Genomic DNA, 21,394 nt, shown 5'->3' on the forward strand with positions numbered 1-21,394 from the left:
TTTCGGAGACTAGCAGTATCCGAAAACCATCGGTACCCCAATTCCACTGTTCGCTAGAGTGCCCCCATGGCCCGACTCACCCGCGCGGAAAGCCAGGCACGCACCCGCGAGCAGCTGATCGAGACCGCCAAGCTGCTCTTCCTGCGCGACGGCTACTCGGTGACGTCGCTGGAGAAGGTCGCCGACGAGGCCGGGTATTCGAAGGGCGCGGTGTACTCGAACTTCCGCAACAAGGACGAGCTCTGCCTCACCGTGCTCGACCGGATCCACGACGAGCAGGTCGCCCTGATCGCCGAGGCGCTGGCCGGCGCCGAAGGCATGGAGGGACTGCTGGCGGCGTTCCAGACCTGGGCCGAGCGCAGCATCGGCGACGAGGCCTGGACCGCGCTCGAGGTCGAGTTCGCCACGAACGCGCGGCGCGACCCGCACGTGCGTGCCGAGCTGGCCGCGCGGGACAAGGCCATCCGCGACACCATCGCCGGCCTGCTCACCGGGTACGCCGAGCGGTTCGGGATCACCCTCCCGATGTCGGCCGACGACGCCGCGACGGCGTTGCTCAGCCTGGGCATCGGGCTCGGCGTCCAGCGCGCGATCGACCCGACGATCCCGGTGACCGTGCTGCCGGACGTCATCCGCCTCTTCGCCGGGGTGCGCTGACCGTCCTTTCCGGACCCGTCGGTGGTGGTCTGGACCGTTCACGAACATGAACGAATTCCGCCTCTTGTGGAGCCTGCTGACCCTTCGCTACCGTGTCGTTACGCCGCAGCTCCACCCACATCACCCGTAACCGCCGTACTCCGACGGCGCATCCCGCGGAAAGGGTCCCCTCCCCATGAGCAAGAAGTTGCGGCCGGTCCTCGTCGGCACGCTCGGTGCGGCCTCCGTCGCCGCCCTCGTGATCACCACGCCGGCCCTCTCCTCGGCCGCCCCCGCGCCACTGGCGGCGTCCAGCGCGTCCGTGCTCGCCACCGGTGACCTCTCGGCCCCGGCCAAGAAGGAAATCGCGATGAAGCTGGTCTCCAGCGCGGAAAACTCCTCGCTGGACTGGAAGGCGCAGTACAAGTACATCGAGGACATCGGCGACGGCCGCGGCTACACCGCGGGCATCATCGGCTTCTGTTCGGGCACCGGCGACATGCTGGAACTCGTCGAGGCGTACACGAATTCCGTGCCGAACAACCCACTGGCGAAGTACCTTCCCGCGCTGCGCAAGGTGAACGGCACGGCTTCGCACTCCGGGCTGGGCTCGGCGTTCGAGAGCGCGTGGAAGCAGGCCGCGGCGACGACGGCGTTCCAGACCGCGCAGAACAACGAGCGCGACCGCGTCTACTTCAACCCGTCGGTGAACCAGGGCAAGGCGGACGGCCTGAGCAACCTCGGTCAGTTCGCCTACTACGACGCCATCGTGATGCACGGCCCCGGCGACAGCTCCGACAGCTTCGGCGGCATCCGCAAGGCCGCGATGAAGAAGGCGAAGACCCCGGCACAGGGCGGCGACGAAGCGACGTACCTCAAGGCGTTCTTCGCCGCCCGCAAGGTGATCATGAAGCAGGAAGAGGCGCACGCGGACACCTCCCGCGTCGACACCGAGCAGGCGAAGTTCCTGAGCGAGGGCAACTTCGACCTGCACACCCCGCTGAAGTGGAAGGTCTACGGGGACTCGTACACGATCAACTGAGCCGGGCTATCGGGTCAGGAGCGCATCCGCCGTACGGGTGTTCAGGATGCGCTCCGGCCCGATTCCCGCCTTGATCGCGCGCTCGCAGCCGTAGCCCAGCCAGTCGAGCTGGCCCGGCGCGTGCGCGTCGCTGTCGATGGTGAAGTCGCAGCCGATTTCCGCCGCCAGGCGCAGCAAGCGCATCGGCGGGTCCAGGCGCTCCGGCCGGGAATTGATCTCCACCGCCACCCCGTTCTCGCGGCACGCCGTGAACACCGCTTCGGCGTCGAACTCCGACTCCGGACGCCCGCGGCCGACCACCAGCCGTCCGGTGCAGTGCCCCAGCACCCGCACGTGCGGGTTCCGCACCGCCGCCACCATCCGGCGTGTCATGTCGCGCGCCGGCATGCGCAGTTTCGAATGGACGCTCGCGACGACGAAGTCCAGTTGCCCCAGCAGCTCCTCTTCCTGGTCGAGCGAGCCATCGTCGAGGATGTCGACCTCGATGCCGTGCAGCAGGCGGAAGGGCGCCATCAGCTCGTTGGCCTTCGCCACGATCTGCATCTGCGTCCGCAGCCGGTCCGGGGACAACCCGTTCGCGACCGTCAGCCGCGGCGAGTGGTCGGTCAGCACCATCCACTCGTGGCCGACGTCCCGGCCCGCCACCGCCATCTCGCCGATCGAACTGCCGCCGTCCGACCAGTCCGAGTGGGTGTGGCAGTCGCCGCGCAACGCCGAGCGCAGCGGCTCACCGTCCGGCAGCTCCTTGTCGACGATCTTCCCCCGGTACGCCGGGTCGCGGCCGGCCAGCGCGTCCTCGATGACGCCGGCGGTGGCCTTGCCGATCCCCGGCAACGACGTCAGCGTGCCGTTCTCCGCCAGCTGTGCCAGCTTCTCGGCGCCGGTCTTGTCGACCGTCGCCGCGGCGTTCCGGAACGCCCGGACGCGGTAGGTCGGTTCGCCCGCGCGTTCGAGCTGGAACGCGATCTCCCGCAACGCCCATGCCGGATCCATGGGACCTGTCTACCCCCTCCGGGGCAGTTGATGCAGCTCGACGCCGGTCAGCGCACCGTTTTCGATGCGGCAGGTCTGGTACGTGCAGTACGGCTGACGGCGGCGGTCCGTCGGCGAACCGGGGTTGAGCAGGCGCAGCCCGGACGGCGCCACCGTGTCCCACGGGATGTGGCTGTGCCCGAAGACCAGCACGTCGGTGTCCGGGAACTGCGCGTCGCACCGCTGCTCGCGGCCCTGTTTGGCGCCCGTTTCGTGAATCACGGCCAGGCGTACGCCGTCGAGCTCCACCCGAGCGATCTCGGGCAGCCGCGCGCGCAGCGCCGGGCCGTCGTTGTTGCCGTACACGCCGATCAGCCGCTTGCTGCGCTCTTCCAGCTCGTCGAGCAGGGCGACGTCGACCCAGTCGCCCGCGTGCACGACGACGTCGGCGGCCGCCACCTCGGCCCACACCTGCGGCGGCAGCTCGCGGGCGCGGGCCGGCAGGTGGGTGTCCGAGATGAGCAGCAGCCTCATCCGATGGCCTTCAGCACCCGCTCGAGGAACCCGCCGATGTGGTCGCGCAGCAGGGCGGCCGCGCCCTCCGCGTCCCCCTTCTTCGCCGCGGCCAGCACCGCCCGGTGCTCGGTCCACTCCTTCTTCCAGCTGGGGTTGGCCTCCCAGCCGACGACGCTGATCAGCGCCGCGCGGTCCTTGAGGTCGTCGAGGATGCTGACCAGCAGCGGGTTGCCGCAGCCGCGGTAGAGGGCACGGTGGAAGCGGCGGTTCAGCAGGCTCAGCGCGGCCTGGTCCTTGTCCGCGATCGCCGTCGACGCCTCCTTCAGCGCCTCCGCCGCGTCTTCCAGCAGCTCGGGGTCGTGCCGCTCGACGGTCCGCCGGACGGCCTCGGGCTCGAGCACCATCCGCACGTCGTAGACGGACTTCGCGAGCTCGGCGTCGACCGTGATCACCGACGCGCCCTTGTACGGGCTGAACGTCACCAGCCCGGAGTTGGACAGCACCTTGAGCGCCTCGCGCACCGGGGTCTTCGACACGCCGAGCCGGGCGGCCAGCTCCGCCTCGACCAGCGGTTGACCCGGGACGAGTTCCCGGGTCAGGATGCCGCGGCGGATCTCCTCCAGGACCACTTCGGTCCGGGAGGCGGGCAGGCTGAACGTCCCGGTCATGGCGCGCTCCCTAGTTCGTGTCGGAACCCATTCAACCAGGCCAGGCAGATCGTATATCAGATGCCATACTGGATCGCATGAAGAAACCCGAGGAACTCCGCAGCCACCGGTGGTTCGGCGGCGACGAACTGCGCAACTTCAGCCACCGCGCCCGCAGCCGCCAGCTCGGCTACAACCCGGAAGAGCACCTCGGCAAACCCGTCATCGGCATCCTCAACACCTGGTCGGACATCAACCCCTGCCACATGCACCTGCGCGAACGCGCCGAGCAGGTCAAGCGGGGCGTCTGGCAGGCCGGCGGCTTCCCGCTGGAGTTCCCCGTCGCCACGCTGTCGGAGACCTACCAGAAGCCGACCCCGATGCTCTACCGCAACCTGCTGGCCATGGAGACCGAAGAGATCCTCCGGTCCTACCCGATCGACGGCGCGGTCCTGATGGGCGGCTGCGACAAGACCACCCCGGCGCTGCTGATGGGCGCAGCCAGCGCGGGGCTGCCCGCCCTCTTCGTCCCGGCCGGGCCGATGCTGCGCGGGCACTGGCGCAACGAGGTCCTCGGCAGCGGCACCGACATGTGGAAGTACTGGGACGACAAGCGCGCCGGGCTGATCGGCGACGCCGAACTGTCCGAACTGGAACGCGGACTGGCCCGCTCACCGGGGCACTGCATGACGATGGGGACGGCGTCGACGATGACCTCGGCCGCCGAGGTGCTCGGCGTGACCCTGCCGGGTGCGGCGTCGATCCCCGCCGTCGATTCGGCGCACCACCGGATGGCCGCCGCGAGCGGCGCCCGGATCGTCGACATGGTCTGGGAAGACCTGGTCATCACGAAGGTGCTGGACAAGCGCGCGTACGCCGACGCGATCACCACCGTGCTCGCGCTGGGCGGCTCGACCAACGCCGTGATCCACCTGATCGCGATGGCCGGCCGAAGCGGCATCCCGGTGTCGCTCGCGGACTTCGACGCGATCGCCCGGCGCGTGCCGGTGCTGGCGAACATCCGCCCCGGCGGCGACTGGCTGATGGAGGACTTCTACTACGCCGGCGGCCTGCCCGGGCTGCTGTCGCGGCTGACCGACCTGCTGCACCCCGACCGGCTCACCGTCACCGGCCGCACCCTCGGCGAGAACCTTTCGCACGCGCAGGTGCACAACGACGACGTCATCCGCACGCGGGACAACCCGGTCGCCACCGAGGGCGGGGTCGCCGTGCTGCACGGGAACCTGGCGCCGTCGGGCGCGGTCATCAAGCACATCGCGGCCGAGAAGCACCTGCTGACGCACACCGGGCCGGCCGTGGTGTTCGAGGACTACCCCGACCTCAAGAAGCGCATCGACGACCCGGCGATCACCGCGGACTCGGTGCTGGTGCTGCGCGGCTCCGGCCCGCTCGGCGGCCCCGGCATGCCCGAGTACGGGATGCTGCCGATTCCCGCGCACCTGCTCGAACAGGGCGTCCGGGACATGGTCCGGATCTCCGACGCGCGGATGAGCGGGACGAGCTACGGCGCCTGCGTCCTGCACGTGGCCCCCGAGTCGCACGTCGGCGGCCCGCTGGCCCTGGTCCGCGACGGCGACCTGATCACCTTGGACGTTCCTTCGCGGACGCTGCGGCTCGAGGTGTCCGATGCGGAGCTCGAACGGCGGCGTGCCGAGTGGACCGCGCCGGCCCCCCGGTTCGAACGCGGTTACGGCGCGCTCTACAGCGAACACATCACGCAGGCCGACGAAGGCTGTGACTTCGACTTCCTGGCCCGGGCGGGCCGCAACCCCGAACCGGACGCGCGCTGACGCCGATCCGTGACCGTTTCATCCCCCGTTAGGGCGAGTCGTACGGCTTGTCCGGGTGCCCCGTACGCTGTTCCCGTCACCGTCGCAACCCGGTGCCGCGTTGAAGGGGTGGAGAGTTGCCGTACGAACCGCACTGGCCCGACTCGCACGGCGAGCAGACCGACGTCCTGCCGGTCGTCCGGCCCGAGCCGGAGCCCGCCCCCGCCGTCGCGAAGCGCTCCTTCCGCACGGCCGGCCTGGTCGCGGGCGGGGTGTTCGGCGTGCTCGTCGCGGTCTACGGGATCGACCTCCTGGTCAGCCAGGGCAGCGTCCCGCGCGGGGTGACCGTCGCCGGTGTCGACGTCGGCGGAATGGGCCGTGAGGCGGCCGAGCAGGAACTGCGCGGGAAGATCGAGCCGCGGCTGACCCGCCCACTCGCCGTCACCGCGGGCGAGTACCAGGGCACGCTGGCGCCGACGCTCGCCGGGCTGAAGCTCGACTGGCCGCAGACCCTCGACCAGGCCGGCGAGCAGCCGCTGAACCCGTTCACACGGCTGTCGTCGCTGTTCTCCAGCCGCGAGGTCGGCGTCGTCAGCCACGCCGACGACGCGAAGCTCACCGCAGCGCTGGAGGCACTGCGCGGCCAGGTCGACCGCGACCCGGTCGAGGGCACCGTCAAGTTCGAGGGCGCCCGGCCGGTCGCCGTGCCGCCGAAGACGGGGCAGAAGCTCGACGTGCCGGCCGCGACCGCCGCCGTCGTCGAAAAGTGGGCGAGCGGGGAGACCCTGGCGCTGCCGGTGACCAGCACGCCGGTCCGGACCACGGCCGAAGGCGTCCAGGCGGCGCTCGACGGGTTCGCGCGGCCCGCCGTGTCCGGCCCGCTGCTGGTCAAGGGCGAGGGCAAGGTCGCCACCGTGAAGCCGGAGGTGATCGCCGCGGCGATCACCTTCGAACCGGCCGAGGGCGGCGGGCTGACCCCGAAGATCGACAACGCGAAGATCGCCGAAGCCGCCGGACCGCAGCTGAAGTCCACCGAGAAGGAGGGCAAGGACGCGACCGTCGTCTTCGAGGGCGGCAAGCCCGCGGTCGACCCCTCCACCGACGGCCGGACCGTCGACTGGGACCCCAGCCTCAAGCCGCTGCCCGACGTGCTCAAGAAGACCGACGGCCGCGAGCTCCCGGCCGTCTACAAGGACAGCCCGGCGAAGGTGACCACCGAGCAGGCGAACCAGCTGGGCATCAAGGAAGTCGTCGGCGAGTTCACGACCGAGAAGTTCGCGGCCGACTCCGGGGTGAACATCCGGACCGTCGCCCAGAAGGTGAACGGCGCCATCGTCAAGCCCGGGGAAACCTTCAGCCTCAACGGTTTCACCGGCCCGCGCGGCACAGCCCAGGGCTACGTCGAGGCGGGCGTGATCAAGGACGGCGCTCCGGGGCGCGAGGTCGGCGGCGGCATTTCGCAGTTCGCGACCACGCTGTACAACGCGTCCTACTTCGCGGGCCTCAAGGACGCGGGGCACAAGGAGCACAGCTACTACATCAGCCGCTACCCCGCCGCGCGCGAGGCCACGGTGTTCCAGAACCCCAACGGGTCCAGCGTGATCGACCTCAAGTTCACCAACGACTCGCCGACCGGCATCGCGATCCAGACGATCTGGACGCCGTCGTCGATCACCGTGAAGCTGTGGGGCACCAAGCGCTACACCGTCGAGTCGATCGAAGGCGAGCGGACCGACCCGAGCGACCCGCAGCCCAAGCCGGGGCCGGCGGAGAACTGCCACGCCTCGAACGGCGCCCCGGGGTTCACCACCAGCAACACCCGCGTGCTCAAGGACGCCGCCACCGGCCGCGAGGTCAGCCGCTCGACCCGGACCGTCCACTACAACCCGCAGCCGAAAATCGTCTGCGGCGAGGGTCAGTGACCTCCTAACGGCCGTTCACGCTGGGCGTCCGCGGCGGTACCCTGAGTGCCCATGACAGCGCGCGCGGCCGGCTTCCGGGACGTCCTCTCCGTGACCGAATTCCGGGCGCTGTTCTCAGCCCAGCTGGTCTCGGTCACCGGGGACCAGCTGGCGCGGGTCGCGCTCTCGATCCTGGTGTACGACCGCACGAATTCGCCGGGCTGGGCCGCGCTGACCTACGCGCTGACGTTCCTGCCGGATCTCATCGGCGGGCCGCTGCTGTCCGGGCTGGCCGACCGGTACCCGCCGCGGACGGTGATGGTCCTGGCGGATGTCCTGCGGGCACTCGCGGTGGCCGTGATGGCGGCGCCGGGCCTTCCGCTGCCCGCGGTGGCGGCGCTGCTGGTCGGCGTTCAGCTGTTCAACCCGGTCTGGAACTCGGCGCGGGCCGCGCTGCTGCCGCAGGTGCTGCCGGGCGAGACGTTCGTGCCCGGGATGGGCCTGCTGATGATGCTGGTGCAGGCGGGCCAGGTCGCCGGGTTCGCCCTCGGCGGGCTGCTCGTGGCGGGCCTCGGCACCGGCGGCGCCCTCATGGCGGACGCGGCGAGCTTCGCGGTGTCGGCGCTGTTCCTGGTCGCCGGCGTCCAGCCGCGGCCGGCGCGGGAAACCTCCGGCATCCGGTGGTGGCGGCACGTCCGGGCCGGCTGGACGGTGGTGGCCGGCGACCGGCGGCGGCTCGCCCTGGTCGCGTTGGGCTGCGTGTCGGGGGTCTACATCGCGGGCGAGGCGGTCGCCGCGCCGTACGCCGCCGAGCTCGGCGGCGGCGCGGTCGTGGTCGGCCTGCTGCTCGGGGCGTTCGCGCTGGGAAACGTGCTCGGCATGGCGGTGCTGTCACGGATCCCGCCCGCGCGGCGGGCGCGGCTGCTGGGGCCGCTCGCCGTGCTGGCCTGCGCGGCCTTGCTGGGCTGCGCGCTGGAACCGGACCTGGTGGCCACTTTGGCGCTGTTCACACTCTCCGGAGTGGCCAGTTCGTACAACTTGATCGCGAACACGACGTTCGTGCAGCTGACACCGGACGCCCAGCGCGCCCAGGCGTTCGGCTTCGCGTTGACGGCGTTGCGGGTGTCGCAAGGGCTCGGCGTGGTGCTGGCCGGCTTGGTGGCCGAACGCGTGGCCCCGCACGGCGTCGTCGCGGGGGCCGGGGCGATCGGCGTGGTGGCGGCCTTCGGCGCCGCCCGGCTGTGGCGGCGGGCACAGCCGGATCCCCGGTGACCGACCGCGCCGAACGCCGTGAATGACTCATTCCTGGCGTCTGACGCCAGGAATGAGTCATTCACGGCATCGCAGCGAGGTCAGGACTGCGTCCAGTCGGTCGGGCACTGCGGCAGCGCTGGCGAGACGCCCGGCCGGGCCCAGTCGGTCGGCAGCTCGCGGACGGCCCAGTCGGTCGGCAGCTCGCGGACGGTCCAGTCGGTGGGCAGTTCGCGGGCGGTCCAGTCGGTCGGCAGCTGCCGCGGGGTCCAGTCGGTCGGGATCGCCCGGGTCCAGTCGGTCGGGATCGCCCGGGTCCAGTCGGTGGGGAGCTGCCGGGTCCAGTCGGTCGGCCGCTGCGCGCGGCGGCGGGACGGGACGATGTTGCTGCCGTTCAGGAAGTGCGACATGATTTCTCCTTGTTATGGGGAAGTGACACGGTGCGTGACCGGACCGTAGCCCGACCGGCCTAGTGACACACCGCGTTCATTCGGTTACATTGACGATTTCCGCGAAGAAATCCGTCCTGAGCAGAAGGGCGTTTCGTGGGATTGTCCGGGTCCCCAGGGCGAAAGCCCAGCTCAGAACGTCCACGATCGGGTATCCGAACGTGGGCGATGTGGAAGCTGGCCACTCCGGTGTTCGGCTACGTCCTCGTCGTCGACGCCTTGGCGCTGATCGCGATTCTCTCGACGGCCGCATTGGTGCCGATCACCACCCCATCGCTGCTCTGGTGTGGACTGATCCTCGCCGGTGAGGTCGTGCACCTCGAAGCGGCGCAACGCATCGAGCGCATCCGCGAGCTGGCCGCCGACGGCCGGCCGCACATGCACCTGCAGTCGATCTGGATCTTCGCCGGGCTGCTCCTGCTGCCCCCGCCGCTGGCCACGCTCGTCATCGTCGTGAGTTATGCCCATTCCTGGGTCCGCGTCTACAAACGGCGAGGCGTAATTCACCGGAAAGTGTTTTCCGGCGCGACGGTGATCCTGGCGTGCACCGCCGCGGGGGCCGTGTTGTGGGCGGGCACCGGGCACGTGGCGCCGTACGTGCCCTACCTGGACGGGTTCGGCGGGATGACCGCGCTGCTGGCGGCCGGGATCGTCTACTTCGGCTTGAACTACGCGCTCGTCATCGTCGCGATCCTGATGAGCAACCCGGGAAAGCCGCCGCGGCAGGCGTTCGGCAACGCGTCCGACGTGCTGATCGTGCTGGCCGCGGTCGGAGTCGGCTGCGGTATCGCGCTGGTGATGACGGTCCGGCCGTGGCTGCTACCGGTGCTCATGGTGACGCCGGTGGCGCTGCACATCGGCCTGCTGCTGCCGCAGTTCCAGGCGGCCGCGCGCACGGACTCCAAGACGGCGCTGCTCGCGCCGGAGTTCTGGGTCCAGCTGGCCCGCAACGAGCTGGTCCGCGCAGCGGAGCTGTCCTCGACGGCCGGCGTGCTGATGATCGACATCGACCACTTCAAGGCCATCGACGACGGCAACGGCCACCTGGCGGGCGACGAGGTCCTGCGCGCGGTCGCGGCGGCGATCCAGGCGGCCGTCCGCGGCGGCGACTACGTGGGCCGCTTCGGCGGCGACGAGTTCGTGGTGCTGCTCCCGGGCATGACGAGTGCGGAGATCGCGTCCGTCGCGGACCGCATTCGCACGGCGATCGCCCGCCTCGAGGTGCCGGTCCCGGTGGTCCGCCCGGGCAAGCCGGAGGTGATCAGCGGCCTGACGGCCTCGATCGGCGCGGCGGTGTACCCGGAAACGGCCACGGAGTACACGATCCTGTTGCAGGCAGCCGACGACGCGGTGTTCGAGGCCAAGGCGGGCGGCCGCGACCGCGTGGTCCTGGCGACCGCCCGCAGCGAGCTGACCCGCCCGGAAATCCCGGACGCGCTGTAAGCCTCGCGGTCTGTACGAAACTCCGGCGATTCCACCAGCCGAGCTTGCGGTTTCAAGGATCAACCTTGAACAGGTCGGCCGCGCGCGGTTCACCAGGTTCCGCCGGTGCCGGCTTGGCCACCTGCTCAGCTTCCCGGTCGATGTGAATCGCCAGGCCGAACCACCGGCCGACGTGCGCGTCAAGCTTTATCTGCCGGAGCGACTTGCGTGCGTCGAGCTTGACGAGCAGATGGGATATCAGGCCCACCCCCGCCAGCACCATGATGCATGCCAGCAGCGCGAGCGAGAGACCTATCGACACGGACCTACCCCATCCTTAAGAGCAAAGGTCATGCTCGAAGGGGCCGAAAAGATGGTCGCGTCACCGATGCGCCTTGTCAATTGGGGGTTTTACGTAGGGCCGGCGCTTGTCGCTACATAGGGGCCGCGCCGGCGCTACGTAGGGGCCGCGCCGGCGCTACGTAGGGGCGGCGCCGCCCTACGCGGGTCGGCGCCGTTCGCTACGTGGGGCAGATGCGTTGAGCGCCCCGAAGGCCACCTCGGAGCGCTCGCGTCAGGGCAAGGCGGCCAGAGACTCCTCAAGCGTCGCATCGGAAAGCTCGTCGTCCACCATGTCCCCGGCGAGGTAAGCACCGTACGCCGGCAGGTCGAGGTGGGCGTGACCGCACAGCGCCGTCAGGATCACCTTCTCCTCGCCGGTTTCCTTGCACCGCAACGCTTCCCGGATGCACGCCGCGAGCGCGTGGGTCGGCTCCGGCGCCGGGATGATGCCCTCGGACCGGGCGAACCGCACCCCCGCCGCGAAACACTCCTGCTGGCCGATCGCGATCGCCTCGATCAGGCCGAGCTCGTGGATGTGCGAAATCAGCGGGGACATCCCGTGGTAGCGCAAACCGCCCGCGTGGATCGGGTCCGGGATGAACTCGTGGCCGAGCGTGTGCATCTTCAGCAGCGGTGTCAGCCCGGCGGTGTCGCCGAAGTCGTAGGCGTACTTGCCGCGCGTCAGCGACGGGCACGCCGCCGGCTCGACCGCGCGGATCACCGGGTCCATCCGGCCGGCCAGTTTCTCGCGCAGGAACGGGAAAGCGAGCCCGCCGAAGTTGGAGCCGCCGCCGGTGCAGCCGACCAGGAGGTCCGGGGTGTCGCCGGCCAGCTCGAACTGCTTCAGCGCTTCCTCACCGATGACCGTCTGGTGCAGCAGCACGTGGTTGAGCACGCTGCCGAGCGCGTACCGCGTGTCCGGGTCCTGCGCCGCCTGCTCGACGGCCTCGCTGATCGCGATGCCGAGACTGCCCGTCGAGTCCGGGTGCTGCTTGAGGATCGCCCGGCCCGACTCGGTCAGCTCCGACGGGCTCGGGTGGACGGTCGCGCCGAACGTCTCCATCATCAGCTTGCGGTAGGGCTTCTGGTCGTAGGACGCGCGCACCTGCCAGACCTCGCACTCCAGCCCGTACTGGGCGCAGGCGAAAGCGAGTGCGCTCCCCCACTGGCCGGCGCCGGTCTCGGTGGTCAGCCGCCGGACGCCTTCGGCCGCGTTGTAGAACGCCTGCGGCACGGCGGTGTTCGGCTTGTGGGAGCCGACCGGGCTGACGCCTTCGTACTTGTAGTAGATCCGCGCGGGGGTGCCCAGCGCCTTCTCCAGCCGTCGCGCCCGGAACAGCGGCGACGGGCGCCAGAGCCGGTAGACTTCCCGCACTTCGTCCGGGATGTCGACATAGCGATCCGTCGTCACTTCCTGGGCGATGAGCGCCTGCGGGAACAGCGGCGCGAGGTCGTCCGGGCCGACGGGCTCGCGCGTGCCGGGGTGCAGCGGCGGTGGCGGCGGCTCGGGCAGGTCGGGGATGACGTTGTACCACTGGGCGGGGAGATCGGCTTCGTCCAGGACGTATTTGGTCTGCTCAGCCATCACGCCTCCTTGGTCGGCACCTCAACTTAGGACGCACCCGGCCGCGGAGCCAGTACGGTGTCCGGGTGAAGAATTCAGTCCTGAACGACATCCCGCTGTGGCACCCGCCCGCCGGCCGCGGTCCGGGCCTGGTGCTGGTCCAGGAAATCTTCGGGCTGGACGACTACCTGCGCTCGGTGGCGTCGGACCTGGCCGCCGCGGGCTACGTGGTGGCGGTCCCGGAGCTGTTCTGGCGCACGGCACCGGGCTGGTCGTCGACCCACGACGAAGCGGGTGTCGCGGCTTCGATGGCGGTGATGGCCTCCTTCGACCCGGCGTCGGGACTGTCGGACGTCCTGGCCACGGTGGCCCACCTCCGGTCCCTGCCGTCGGTGACGGGCGGCGTGGGTGTGCTGGGTTTCTGCTTGGGCGGCTCGCTGGCCTTCGCGGCGGCGGCCGAGGGCGATCCGGACGTGACGGTGTCGTTCTACGGCTCGACGGTGGCGCAGCAGATCGACGCGCTGTCCCGCGTCGAATGCCCGATCCAGTTCCACTTCGGCGGAACGGATCCGTACATCCCGCGTTCCGATGTGGCCGTGGTGGAGGCCGCGGTGGCGTCGCACCCCGGGGCGGAGATCCACGTCCAGGAGGAGGCGGGGCACGCGTTCCACAACCACGTGGCCCCGATGTTCCACCACCCCGAAGCGGCGGCCCGGGCGTGGGAGCTGACGACGGAGTTCCTGCGGCGGACCCTGCCGGCGTGAAGGCGGCCGCGCTCTTCCGGGGCGCCGGTGAGCTGGTCTTCCTCCTGCTGTGGTTCCTGCTTTTCGCGCGTCTCGACGCGGCGGTGGGCCAGGACTTCGCGGCCGCCGACGCTCATGTGCCCGGATGGTGCTATTGCTGCTGTCACTGGGCGGCCTGTCGCACGGCGGCTGGCTCGACCCGGCCGGCCCCGCTAACCCGCTGCTCGGCGCCGTGGCCGTGGCGCTCGTCATCGTGCTGACCGGGCTGCGGGTCCGGACGGCCGCGAGCGCCGACGGCGTCTCGGTCCACTGTGGAGCGTTCAGCCGGCCACGCCACACCTACCGCCTGGACGAGAATCGAGCGTGCCGAGGTGACCGACCTGCGGCCGTCACTGTGGCGCCTGTCCCTCGGCTTCTGGTGGACCCCACGCCACACCTGCTTCACGCTCCGGACCGGACCCGCCCTGCGCCTGACCTTGCGCACCGGCCGCAGCGTGACGATCACGGTCCCCGACCCCACGCCGCGGCCGCGATCGTCCACCAGGCGAAGTCCGGCTGACACCGCGACGCGGCGTCGAGTGCGGAACGCCAGGACGACCGCGCTAGGACTCCTGCCTCGGGACGGGCGGATCCACCGGCCAAGGCGGCCCGGACGGCCGGCGCGGCCAGGGCGGGTCCGGCGGCCAGGGTGGTCCCGGCAGCACGGCCGGGTGGCGCGCGCCGGCCCACCAGCCGGCCGCGGCGACCACCGGCAGGCAAGCCGCGGCGAGGATCAGGCCGAGTTCGACCGCCGGGGCGTGCTCCTCCGGGTAACCCACCGTCCAGCCCAGCGTGGGCGCGACGTACGCCAGCCCGGTCAGGACAGCGGCCACGACGACGACGGTCATGCGCGGCCGGTACAGGAGCGGCTGAGCCAGCACGAGACCGGCGCCGGTGCCGACCAGGCAGAGGGAAGCCACCAGCCACGGCCCGGTCGACGTCCCGGAGTTCTCGATGAAGAACGCCACCGCGCCGAGGACCGGGAGACCCAGCACGATGAGCAGGACAAGGGGAACGACGGCGGTGAGGCCGCGGCCGAGCCGGGTGCGGACCCGGGCGGCCGCCAGCGTCGTCCCGATCAGCAGCGCGAGCACGGTGAGCAAGCCGGCGTATTCGACGTCGTCCCCGATCCACCGGCCGAAGGCGGTGAGCGGCGCCGGCCGGATGGCCAGCCCGGTTTCGGGGACCACGACCGGGATCCGGCGCCAGGCACCGTCGGCACCGCGGACCACCAGCCCTTCCACCCCGTTGGCCACGAACACCTCGTGCCCGCCCGGGACGGCGCGGACGACGACTTCCACGCTGGACAGTTTGGGCAGGTTGACCACCCCGGCCGGAAACGGGTGCTGGCGTGAGATGAAATCCCACCGGGCGGCGGGTACCTCCCAGGCGGTGTGCCAGGTCCGGCCGGCGTCGGCCGACTCGTCGACGCCGGGCGGGCGGCCACCGCTCGGCAGCAACCCGTGGTCGTCGAGATCGGCGGTACCGCGCACCCGGTAGCAGTGTGCGGCCACGTCGGGCACGCAGGCTTGGGCCTGCAGCTGCCGCTCCGGCGTCGGCCCCGTCGACGACCAGTTCGTCGGCGGCACATCCGACACGAACCTCCAACCGTCGACGCCCGAGGAGGAGCTGAAAGTCCCCCCGGCCGCCTCGATCACCACTTCCGCGCCCTCGCTCTGCACGGATTCGACCGCCGGCGTGTTGTCTTGGGCCGCCGACGTCGCGGTGATCGCCAGCACCGCGAACGGCACCGCGACGATCACCCGCACCCGGAACACCAGCTCCGCCGGCAGTGGCGGGGCCGCGGTCACCCGGCGCCAGGCCCACCAGGAAAGCCCCAGTGCGGGCAGCGCGATCAGGTCGGTCGGATCGGCCAGGACCACCGAAGGCCCGTTGACGACCGACCACGCCGCCGAAGCGACGGCGGCGCCGGCCGTGGTCAGCTTGACGAATGCGAACGCGGCGCCCGTCACCGCCACCGCGGCCGGGGCGGCGAGCCGGCGGGCGAGGAACAGGCCGAGCAGCAGCCCGAGCACCGGCGGAGCCGCGATCAGCCCGGCCACGTCACTGAGCTTCCCGGTGACCAGGCCCGGCCACACCGGTTTGAGCAGGTGGTCGTTCAGCAGCAGTACCGTCGTGGCGCCGACGGTCAGCGGATGCGCCGCCCAGCGCAGGAAGACCCCAGTTCGCATCTGGTACAGCCTCCGGTGCGGTGATCACGACCACGACACGGCTCGGCCCCGGATCGGGTCGGGGTGCGGTGCGCCCGGTTCCCGGCTACCCCAGCTGATTCCGCCGGCGCGTCAAGTTCGCGATCTCGGCGGTGTTGCCCGCCAGCTCGATGGCTTTGCCGTACGCCGCGCGGGCCTCCGCGCTGCGGGCCAGCCGCCTGAGCAGGTCGGCGCGGGTCGCGTGGTAGGCGTGGTAGCCGGCCAGCTGCTCCTCGAGCCGGTCGACGGCCGCCAGTGCCACCTCCGGGCCGTCGAGCTCCGCCACCGCGATCGCCCGGTTGAGCGCCACGACCGGCGACGCGTCGACGCGGACCAGCTGGTCGTAGAGCGCGACGACCTGTGACCAGTCCGTGTCGCGGATGTCGCGGGCGGACGTGTGCACGGCGTTGATCGCCGCGAGGATCTGGTAGCGGCCCGGCGCCACCCCGGCGGCGAGGCGCTCGCGCACCAGGCGGTGCCCCTCGGCGATCAGCGCCGCGTCCCAAGTTCCGCGGTCCTGCTCGCCGAGCGCGACCAGCTCGCCCGCCGAAACCCGGGCCGCGCGGCGGGCCTCGATGAGCAGCATCAGCGCCAGCAGCCCGGTCACCTCGCCGTCGTCCGGGAGGAGAGCGTGGATCAGGCGGGTGAGCCGGATCGCCTCGGCGGTCAATTCCTGCCGGATCGGGTCGGTGCCGGGGCCGGTCGCCAGGTAGCCCTCGTTGAAGACGAGGAAAAGGACGGTGAGCACCCCCGACACGCGGGCCGGGAGGTCCTCGGCGGACGGCACGCGGTAGGGGATGCGAGCGGCCTTGATCTTGGCCTTCGCGCGGGTGATCCGCTGCTCCAAAGCGGACTCCCGCACCAAGAAGGCGCGGGCGATTTCGGGCACGGTCAGGCCGCCGACCATGCGCAGCGTCAGCGCCACCCGGGCCTGGGTCGCCAGCGCCGGGTGACAGCACGTGAAGATCAGCCGCAGCCGGTCGTCGTCGATGGCGCCGGACGGCTCGGACGGGGTGTCGTCGTACACCATCCGGGCCTCCTGGTGCTTGTCGTCGCGCTTGTTCTCGCGCCGGATCCGGTCGATGGCCTTGCGGTTCGCGGTGGTGGTCAGCCAGGCACCGGGGTTCGGGGGAACGCCGTCGGCCGGCCACCGCTCGACGGCGATCGCGAACGCTTCGGCGGCGGCCTCCTCGGCGAGGTCGAGGTCGCCGAACCGCCTGGTCAGCGCGGCCACCACCCGGGCCCACTCCGCGCGGTGCACCCGGGTCACCGCCTGCTCGACGTCGCTCACCGGAACGGTCGCACCTCGATCTTCCGGTCGCAGACCTTCGACGCCTCGGCGGCGAGCTTGAGCGCCACGTCGAGGTCGGGGACGTCCCACACCCAGAAGCCGGCGAGGTACTCCTTCGACTCCACGAACGGCCCGTCGCTGATCACCGCCTGCTCGCCCCGGTGGTCGACGACGGTGGCCGCGTCGGTGTCCGCGAGGCCGCCCGCGAAGACCCAGTAGCCCTCGGCGATCAGCCGGTCGTTGAACTCGCTGATGGCGGGCTGCCGGTCCGTGCTGCCGGGGTTGCTCTTGTCGTCGATCACGGAAACCAGGTACTGCATCCGGAAATCCTCTCTGGGCGGCCACCCCTCGTGGGTGGCTTCATCTCCGCTACGAACGCCGCCGGCCCGATCCGACAACCTCGCCCGGATTATTTTCGAGGGTTACGGTGCCTCGTGGAACACGACGCGCGACGGCGGCACGCTGCGTCCTTCGGCACGGCGGCGGCCGACTACGCCGAGCACCGCCCGGACTACTCGCCGGCCGCGGTGCGGTGGGCCCTCGAGGCGGCATCCGGTCCGCGGGTGCTGGACCTGGGGGCCGGGAACGCGCTGCGCTGGTTCGACCTGGCCGTCGCGCACCTCGCGGACGTGCGCGACGAGTTCGTCCTCCCGCTGCTGACCGGCGTCCTGCGCGTCCGGAGGCCGTAACCGCCACAACGGCCTAGGCTGAGTCCGACCCGGACACCGACGCGGAGGATCGCCATGCCCCACACCGTGGACTTCGAGACCGTATCGACGGCCGGCCTGGAGTCGTCGCCGGTTGCGGACGCGCTCGCCGGGTTGCGGGCCAACGAGGCGCGGTACTTCAAGAACAAGTACGACCACGTCTTCACGGTCGAGCCCGCCGGCGACGTCCAGCCCACCATCGACTGGGTGCACCGCATCCTCGAGGAGGAGCGCGGCATCGTCATCGGCTCGCGCCCGCTCGAGGCGACCGCGTTCCAGGTCGAGAACATCCGGTGGACGTACGTGTTCTACGAGAACGGCCTGTCGATCAACGTCCTGTACACCGTGGACGACGGCGGGAAGCGGGCGGTCGGGTTCAAGCTCTCCGACGGCATGGAGATCCCCGAAGAACTGTCGTCGTTCAAGTTCGCCCGCCAGAAGTCGAAGCTGGCCGGCACCATCCGCGGCTCCTACTTCGTCATCAAGAACGAATACTGACCCTTCACCGGCGAGGCCCAGCCGCGGCCCCAGCGCGGGGTGATGGCCGGGTTCGTCTCCACGCCTCGAGAAACCTCCGCCGGGAACGCCGTCGCCAGGCCTGGAGACCCGGCGACGGCGGCCACGCACTACGTCCGGTAGCGGAACAGGATCCGTCCCCGGTTCAGGTCGTACGGGCTCAGCTCCACCAGGACCCGGTCGAACGGGAGGATCTTGATGTAGTTCTTCCGGATCTTCCCGCTGATGTGCGCGAGGACCTTGTGCCCGTTTTCCAGCTCCACCCGGAACGTCGCGTTCCGCAGGCACTCGACGACCGTGCCCTCGACTTCGATGCCAGCCGTGTTCGCCATCAGCGCAGCACCAGCTCGACGTTGCCGCCCACCCGGCGGGCTCCGGCGCCCTCGACCAACGCGACGGCCGCCGGGTTCGCTTCGCTCACTTCGGCCGTGGCCGCCTGGACTCCCTTGCGGTGCAACACATCCAGCACGTGGGTCAGCAACGCGCGGCCGATCCCGGCCCGCTGCCGGTTCGCGCGGACCGCGAGCAGGCCGATCCGCGGCTGCCGCGGCACCGCCGCCAGCCTGAGCAGGCCCACGTAACCGTCCTCGGCCGCGGCCACCGTGTACTTCGTGAGGTCCAGAACATCCGGACGGGGAAGGATCTCGGCCGGCATCTCCGGCCAGCCCACCGTCGCCGAGACTTCGGCGCGGATCGCGTCGTCGAGCGAGCGCAGGGCCGGCTCGTCGGACGGCGGCCCGATCGTCACCCCCGGGACATCGGGAACCGTGCCCGGTGCCGTGGGGACGACGTACTCCCACTCACGGCGTCGCGGGGTGAAACCGGCCGATTCCCAGCAGGACCGGAGCTCGGTGTCGGCTTCGTCGACCACTGTGTACAGCGGCCTCGGCAGTTTCGGCAGCATGTCGGCCGCGAGCAGCGCGAAGTCCGCCTGGTCCCACGTGTCGATGCTGAGGAAGAGGCGTCCGTCCGGTCGCCGGAACGCTTCCCCGCGGCCGGCGACGTCCGGCCGTTGGTGCAGATAATCCATGGTGTCGCCTTTCGGGAGACGGTCGAAGCGCTCCCGGCGACACCTGCGTCAGCCGCCCGCCCGTGACGACGAGGGGGAGCACCCACTGCGTACAACGTTCACGGGTCTCACCTCCTCGGGCCGGGTCACGGTCGAGGGCAAGCTATCAGCCCCGCGAGCGTCCCGCCCACTCCTTTTCCGGAGCCGGCCGCGCAGACCGGTCAGGAATCGAGAAGCGCCGGTCAGCGGCCCGGACCTAGCGTTACCGGCATGACGAACATCGAAACCATCACCCTCGAAGTTGCCGACACCGCCGCCGCCGAGCGCTTCTACGCCGATGCCTTCGGGCTCACCACCCAGCTGCGGTTCCGGGTCTCGGACGCGCCGAGCGACGGCTTCCGCGGGTACACCCTCTCCGTCACCGTGCCGCAGCCCGCCGACGTCGACTCCCTGATCGAGACCGCCCTGAAGGCCGGGGCCACGACGATCAAGCCCGCCACCAAGTCCATGTGGGGCTACGGCGGCACCGTCCGGGCGCCGGACGGGGCGATCTGGAAGGTCGCGACCTCCGCCAAGAAGAACACCGGCCCGGCCACCCGCAAGATCGACTCCGTCGTGCTCCTGCTGGGCGCCGGCGATGTGGCCGCCAGCAAGAAGTTCTACGTCGGCCACGGCCTGACCGTCGGGAAGAGCTTCGGCAAGATGTACGTCGAGTTCGACGCGGGCGATAGCCCCGTCAAGCTCGCGCTCTACCGCCGCAAGGCGCTCGCGAAGGACGCCGGCGTCGCCCCCGAGGGCAGCGGCTCGCACCGGATCGCCGTCGGCGGCGCGGCCGCGGCGTTCACCGACCCGGACGGGTTCGCCTGGGAGACCACCGCTTCGGCGAGCCTCTCCTGAGCACTGCTCAGCCGCGCAACAGGTCGGCTACGGCGGCGATGCCGGGGCCGATCGCGTGGTCCGGGGTGTCGCCGAACCCCAGGATCAGCCGCGGCGGCCACGGCCCGGGCGTCGCGTGCAGCCCGGCCAGGCCGTAGAGCCCGACACCCCGCTGCCGGGCCCGGTCGATCACCCGCTGTTCGTCGGCCCCGGGCGGTAGGTGCAGGACGGCGTGGAACCCGGCGGCGAGCCCGGTGACGCGCAGGCCGGGCGCGTGGACGGCCAGCGCGTCGACGAGCGTCCGGCGCCGGGCGGCGTACTCCGCGCGGGCGCGGCGCAGGTGCCGGTCGTAGCGCCCGGATTCGATGAGCAGCGCCAGCGCCAGCTGGTCGAGGCCGGGGCTCCCGCGGTCGGTGACCAGCTTGTCGCGCGCCAGCGCCGGGACGAGCCGTTCGGGGGCGACCAGCCAGCCCAGGCGCAGGGCCGGCGCGAGCGACTTGCTGACCGTGCCGAGCGAGACGACGTGGCCGGGGTCGAGGCCCTGCAGCGAGCCGACCGGGTCGCGGTCGTAGCGGAATTCCGCGTCGTAGTCGTCTTCGATGACGAGGCCGTCGCGCCGTCGCGCCCACGCGAGCAGTTCCTGACGGCGGTGCCCGGCGAGCACCACGCCGGTCGGCCACTGGTGCGCCGGGGTCACCAGCACGGCCCGCGCGCCGCTGCGGTCGAGCGCCTCGACGTCCAGGCCGTCTTCGTCGACCGGGACGGGCACCACGGCCAGGCCGGCGGCGGCCGCCTGGCTCGTCGTCGACCGGACGGCGCCGGGGTCCTCGAAGGCCAAGGTGCCGCCGTCGGCCGCGAGCACCCGCAGCACCAGGCCGAGCGCCTGCGCCATCCCGGTGCAGACGACGACCTGCTCGGCCGAGGCCGCGACCGCCCGCACCCGGCGCAGGTACGCCGCGAGCACCTCCCGCAGCTGCCGCTCGCCGATCGGGTCGCCGTAGTCGAACGCGGTGTTCGGCGCGGTGCGGCAGACCTCGCGGACCGCCCACGCCCAGTCTTCGCGAGGCGCCAGGCGGAGGTCGGGCACGCCGTGGCGGAAGTCGGCGATCGCGGGCCGCGGCGGCGTCCGCGGGCTCGGCGGGGGTGGCGCGGCCCGGCGGGCGACCGCCGCCACGCGCGTGGCCGATCCGGGGCGGCTGGTCAGGTAGCCCTCGGCCTGCAACTGGGCGTAGCAGTCCTGGACCAGGCCGCGGGACAGGCCGAGGGCGCGGGCGAGTTCGCGGGACGACGGCAGCCGCTCCCCTCCCGCCAGGCGGCCGCCGCAGATCGCGTCACGCAGTTGCCGCTCCAGCTGCGCGCGGAGCCCGTCCCCGCTCTCGCGGTCGATCGTGAAGAGCAGCTCCGGGCCCGAACCGGCCCACTCCACAGGCATGGAACTGGACCTTACCGGTGACCCGGTTCGCTTCTAGCG

23 protein-coding genes are annotated in these 21,394 nt (G+C 71.3%); 11 read left to right on the forward strand and 12 right to left on the reverse strand.

Annotated features, from left to right (window positions below; genetic code table 11):
• The first annotated feature begins 66 nt into the window (after positions 1-66).
• Positions 67-657: a TetR/AcrR family transcriptional regulator gene (locus ISP_RS35885; RefSeq protein WP_013228754.1), complete on the forward strand. Its 591-nt coding sequence runs from the start codon at positions 67-69 to the stop codon at positions 655-657.
• Between the two features lie 175 nt (positions 658-832).
• Positions 833-1,678, forward strand: coding sequence for a chitosanase (locus tag ISP_RS35890; RefSeq protein WP_013228755.1), 846 nt, complete (start codon positions 833-835; stop codon positions 1,676-1,678).
• A gap of 6 nt (positions 1,679-1,684) precedes the next feature.
• Here ISP_RS35890 and ISP_RS35895 read toward each other — a convergent pair whose 3' ends face one another.
• Genes ISP_RS35895 through ISP_RS35905 form a run of 3 tightly spaced genes read right to left on the reverse strand, consistent with a single transcriptional unit; the run spans position 1,685 to position 3,834 of the window.
• A complete protein-coding gene (locus ISP_RS35895; RefSeq protein WP_013228756.1) occupies positions 1,685-2,671 on the reverse strand; it encodes a PHP domain-containing protein in 987 nt (328 codons plus the stop codon).
• Positions 2,672-2,680: 9 nt separating this feature from the next.
• Positions 2,681-3,184 (reverse strand): metallophosphoesterase family protein, encoded by a 504-nt coding sequence (locus ISP_RS35900; protein WP_013228757.1) that lies wholly within the window; start codon positions 3,182-3,184, stop codon positions 2,681-2,683.
• Complete coding sequence (locus ISP_RS35905) at positions 3,181-3,834, reverse strand: GntR family transcriptional regulator (protein ID WP_013228758.1); 654 nt, start codon at positions 3,832-3,834, stop codon at positions 3,181-3,183. The genes ISP_RS35900 and ISP_RS35905 overlap by 4 nt, the downstream gene beginning before the upstream one ends.
• 77 nt (positions 3,835-3,911) lie before the next feature.
• On the opposite strand from ISP_RS35905, the gene araD reads away from it, so the two are divergent.
• The 3 genes from araD (at position 3,912) to ISP_RS35920 (ending at position 8,776) form a co-directional block, all read left to right on the forward strand.
• On the forward strand, positions 3,912-5,624 hold the full coding sequence (gene araD / locus ISP_RS35910) for an L-arabinonate dehydratase (protein ID WP_013228759.1): 1,713 nt from the start codon (positions 3,912-3,914) through the stop codon (positions 5,622-5,624).
• Between the two features lie 116 nt (positions 5,625-5,740).
• Positions 5,741-7,525: a VanW family protein gene (locus ISP_RS35915; RefSeq protein WP_013228760.1), complete on the forward strand. Its 1,785-nt coding sequence runs from the start codon at positions 5,741-5,743 to the stop codon at positions 7,523-7,525.
• Between the two features lie 51 nt (positions 7,526-7,576).
• Positions 7,577-8,776 (forward strand): MFS transporter, encoded by a 1,200-nt coding sequence (locus ISP_RS35920; RefSeq protein WP_013228761.1) that lies wholly within the window; start codon positions 7,577-7,579, stop codon positions 8,774-8,776.
• Positions 8,777-8,856: 80 nt separating this feature from the next.
• Here ISP_RS35920 and ISP_RS35925 read toward each other — a convergent pair whose 3' ends face one another.
• Positions 8,857-9,165, reverse strand: a complete 309-nt coding sequence (locus ISP_RS35925; RefSeq protein ID WP_013228762.1) for a hypothetical protein — start codon at positions 9,163-9,165, stop codon at positions 8,857-8,859.
• A 207-nt stretch (positions 9,166-9,372) separates the two neighbouring features.
• On the opposite strand from ISP_RS35925, the gene ISP_RS35930 reads away from it, so the two are divergent.
• Positions 9,373-10,647, forward strand: coding sequence for a diguanylate cyclase (locus ISP_RS35930; protein WP_013228763.1), 1,275 nt, complete (start codon positions 9,373-9,375; stop codon positions 10,645-10,647).
• Positions 10,648-10,699: 52 nt separating this feature from the next.
• On the opposite strand, the gene ISP_RS35935 is transcribed toward ISP_RS35930, so the two are convergent.
• Together ISP_RS35935 and ISP_RS35940 are read right to left on the reverse strand one after the other, a co-directional pair.
• Positions 10,700-10,948, reverse strand: a complete 249-nt coding sequence (locus ISP_RS35935) for a hypothetical protein (RefSeq protein WP_013228764.1) — start codon at positions 10,946-10,948, stop codon at positions 10,700-10,702.
• A 252-nt stretch (positions 10,949-11,200) separates the two neighbouring features.
• Positions 11,201-12,553 (reverse strand): TrpB-like pyridoxal phosphate-dependent enzyme, encoded by a 1,353-nt coding sequence (locus tag ISP_RS35940; RefSeq protein WP_013228765.1) that lies wholly within the window; start codon positions 12,551-12,553, stop codon positions 11,201-11,203.
• Positions 12,554-12,618: 65 nt separating this feature from the next.
• Here ISP_RS35940 and ISP_RS35945 point away from each other — a divergent pair, with 65 nt between their 5' ends.
• Together ISP_RS35945 and ISP_RS35950 are read left to right on the forward strand one after the other, a co-directional pair.
• Complete coding sequence (locus ISP_RS35945) at positions 12,619-13,296, forward strand: dienelactone hydrolase family protein (protein ID WP_013228766.1); 678 nt, start codon at positions 12,619-12,621, stop codon at positions 13,294-13,296.
• A gap of 124 nt (positions 13,297-13,420) precedes the next feature.
• The gene (locus ISP_RS35950) at positions 13,421-13,834 is read left to right on the forward strand and encodes a hypothetical protein (protein WP_141748515.1); all 414 of its coding nucleotides are present in this window, start codon (positions 13,421-13,423) and stop codon (positions 13,832-13,834) included.
• A 43-nt stretch (positions 13,835-13,877) separates the two neighbouring features.
• On the opposite strand, the gene ISP_RS35955 is transcribed toward ISP_RS35950, so the two are convergent.
• The 3 genes from ISP_RS35955 to ISP_RS35965 all read right to left on the reverse strand — a co-directional run bounded on the left by ISP_RS35955 (position 13,878) and on the right by ISP_RS35965 (position 17,135).
• Positions 13,878-15,506 carry a hypothetical protein gene (locus tag ISP_RS35955; protein ID WP_013228767.1) on the reverse strand — a complete coding sequence of 543 codons (1,629 nt, stop codon included), beginning with the start codon at positions 15,504-15,506 and terminating at the stop codon, positions 13,878-13,880.
• Between the two features lie 85 nt (positions 15,507-15,591).
• Positions 15,592-16,815: an RNA polymerase sigma factor gene (locus ISP_RS35960; protein WP_013228768.1), complete on the reverse strand. Its 1,224-nt coding sequence runs from the start codon at positions 16,813-16,815 to the stop codon at positions 15,592-15,594.
• On the reverse strand, positions 16,812-17,135 hold the full coding sequence (locus ISP_RS35965; RefSeq protein WP_013228769.1) for a YciI family protein: 324 nt from the start codon (positions 17,133-17,135) through the stop codon (positions 16,812-16,814). The genes ISP_RS35960 and ISP_RS35965 overlap by 4 nt, the downstream gene beginning before the upstream one ends.
• Positions 17,136-17,249: 114 nt before the next feature.
• On the opposite strand from ISP_RS35965, the gene ISP_RS48175 reads away from it, so the two are divergent.
• Together ISP_RS48175 and ISP_RS35975 are read left to right on the forward strand one after the other, a co-directional pair.
• A complete protein-coding gene (locus ISP_RS48175; RefSeq protein ID WP_013228770.1) occupies positions 17,250-17,504 on the forward strand; it encodes an rRNA methyltransferase in 255 nt (84 codons plus the stop codon).
• Between the two features lie 54 nt (positions 17,505-17,558).
• Positions 17,559-18,020 (forward strand): hypothetical protein, encoded by a 462-nt coding sequence (locus ISP_RS35975; RefSeq protein WP_013228771.1) that lies wholly within the window; start codon positions 17,559-17,561, stop codon positions 18,018-18,020.
• A 128-nt stretch (positions 18,021-18,148) separates the two neighbouring features.
• On the opposite strand, the gene infA is transcribed toward ISP_RS35975, so the two are convergent.
• Together infA and ISP_RS35985 are read right to left on the reverse strand one after the other, a co-directional pair.
• The gene (gene infA / locus ISP_RS35980; protein WP_013228772.1) at positions 18,149-18,370 is read right to left on the reverse strand and encodes a translation initiation factor IF-1; all 222 of its coding nucleotides are present in this window, start codon (positions 18,368-18,370) and stop codon (positions 18,149-18,151) included.
• Positions 18,370-19,068 (reverse strand): GNAT family N-acetyltransferase, encoded by a 699-nt coding sequence (locus ISP_RS35985; RefSeq protein ID WP_013228773.1) that lies wholly within the window; start codon positions 19,066-19,068, stop codon positions 18,370-18,372. Before ISP_RS35985 ends, infA begins: the two co-directional genes overlap by 1 nt.
• A gap of 249 nt (positions 19,069-19,317) precedes the next feature.
• Between ISP_RS35985 and ISP_RS35990 the strand changes: the two genes are divergently transcribed.
• A complete protein-coding gene (locus ISP_RS35990; protein WP_013228774.1) occupies positions 19,318-19,944 on the forward strand; it encodes a VOC family protein in 627 nt (208 codons plus the stop codon).
• Positions 19,945-19,951: 7 nt separating this feature from the next.
• On the opposite strand, the gene pdxR is transcribed toward ISP_RS35990, so the two are convergent.
• Positions 19,952-21,355, reverse strand: a complete 1,404-nt coding sequence (gene pdxR / locus ISP_RS35995; protein ID WP_034283916.1) for a MocR-like pyridoxine biosynthesis transcription factor PdxR — start codon at positions 21,353-21,355, stop codon at positions 19,952-19,954.
• Positions 21,356-21,394: the final 39 nt, after the last annotated feature.

It is taken from the genome of Amycolatopsis mediterranei, assembly GCF_026017845.1.
Classification (GTDB): domain Bacteria; phylum Actinomycetota; class Actinomycetes; order Mycobacteriales; family Pseudonocardiaceae; genus Amycolatopsis; species Amycolatopsis mediterranei.

Bases quoted from the DNA above. Each gene is read 5' to 3' on its own strand.
- ISP_RS35985 (WP_013228773.1), bottom strand. From the start codon at position 19,068: ATGGATTATCTGCACCAACGGCCGGACGTCGCCGGCCGCGGGGAAGCG.
- ISP_RS35955 (WP_013228767.1), bottom strand. From the start codon at position 15,506: ATGCGAACTGGGGTCTTCCTGCGCTGGGCGGCGCATCCGCTGACCGTC.
- ISP_RS35940 (WP_013228765.1), bottom strand. From the start codon at position 12,553: ATGGCTGAGCAGACCAAATACGTCCTGGACGAAGCCGATCTCCCCGCC.
- ISP_RS35950 (WP_141748515.1), top strand. From the start codon at position 13,421: ATGGTGCTATTGCTGCTGTCACTGGGCGGCCTGTCGCACGGCGGCTGG.
- ISP_RS35975 (WP_013228771.1), top strand. From the start codon at position 17,559: ATGCCCCACACCGTGGACTTCGAGACCGTATCGACGGCCGGCCTGGAG.
- ISP_RS35895 (WP_013228756.1), bottom strand. From the start codon at position 2,671: ATGGATCCGGCATGGGCGTTGCGGGAGATCGCGTTCCAGCTCGAACGC.
- ISP_RS35930 (WP_013228763.1), top strand. From the start codon at position 9,373: ATGTGGAAGCTGGCCACTCCGGTGTTCGGCTACGTCCTCGTCGTCGAC.
- ISP_RS35965 (WP_013228769.1), bottom strand. From the start codon at position 17,135: ATGCAGTACCTGGTTTCCGTGATCGACGACAAGAGCAACCCCGGCAGC.
- ISP_RS35885 (WP_013228754.1), top strand. From the start codon at position 67: ATGGCCCGACTCACCCGCGCGGAAAGCCAGGCACGCACCCGCGAGCAG.
- pdxR (WP_034283916.1), bottom strand. From the start codon at position 21,355: ATGCCTGTGGAGTGGGCCGGTTCGGGCCCGGAGCTGCTCTTCACGATC.
- ISP_RS35990 (WP_013228774.1), top strand. From the start codon at position 19,318: ATGACGAACATCGAAACCATCACCCTCGAAGTTGCCGACACCGCCGCC.
- ISP_RS35890 (WP_013228755.1), top strand. From the start codon at position 833: ATGAGCAAGAAGTTGCGGCCGGTCCTCGTCGGCACGCTCGGTGCGGCC.
- ISP_RS35925 (WP_013228762.1), bottom strand. From the start codon at position 9,165: ATGTCGCACTTCCTGAACGGCAGCAACATCGTCCCGTCCCGCCGCCGC.
- ISP_RS35920 (WP_013228761.1), top strand. From the start codon at position 7,577: ATGACAGCGCGCGCGGCCGGCTTCCGGGACGTCCTCTCCGTGACCGAA.
- ISP_RS35905 (WP_013228758.1), bottom strand. From the start codon at position 3,834: ATGACCGGGACGTTCAGCCTGCCCGCCTCCCGGACCGAAGTGGTCCTG.
- ISP_RS35900 (WP_013228757.1), bottom strand. From the start codon at position 3,184: ATGAGGCTGCTGCTCATCTCGGACACCCACCTGCCGGCCCGCGCCCGC.
- araD (WP_013228759.1), top strand. From the start codon at position 3,912: ATGAAGAAACCCGAGGAACTCCGCAGCCACCGGTGGTTCGGCGGCGAC.
- infA (WP_013228772.1), bottom strand. From the start codon at position 18,370: ATGGCGAACACGGCTGGCATCGAAGTCGAGGGCACGGTCGTCGAGTGC.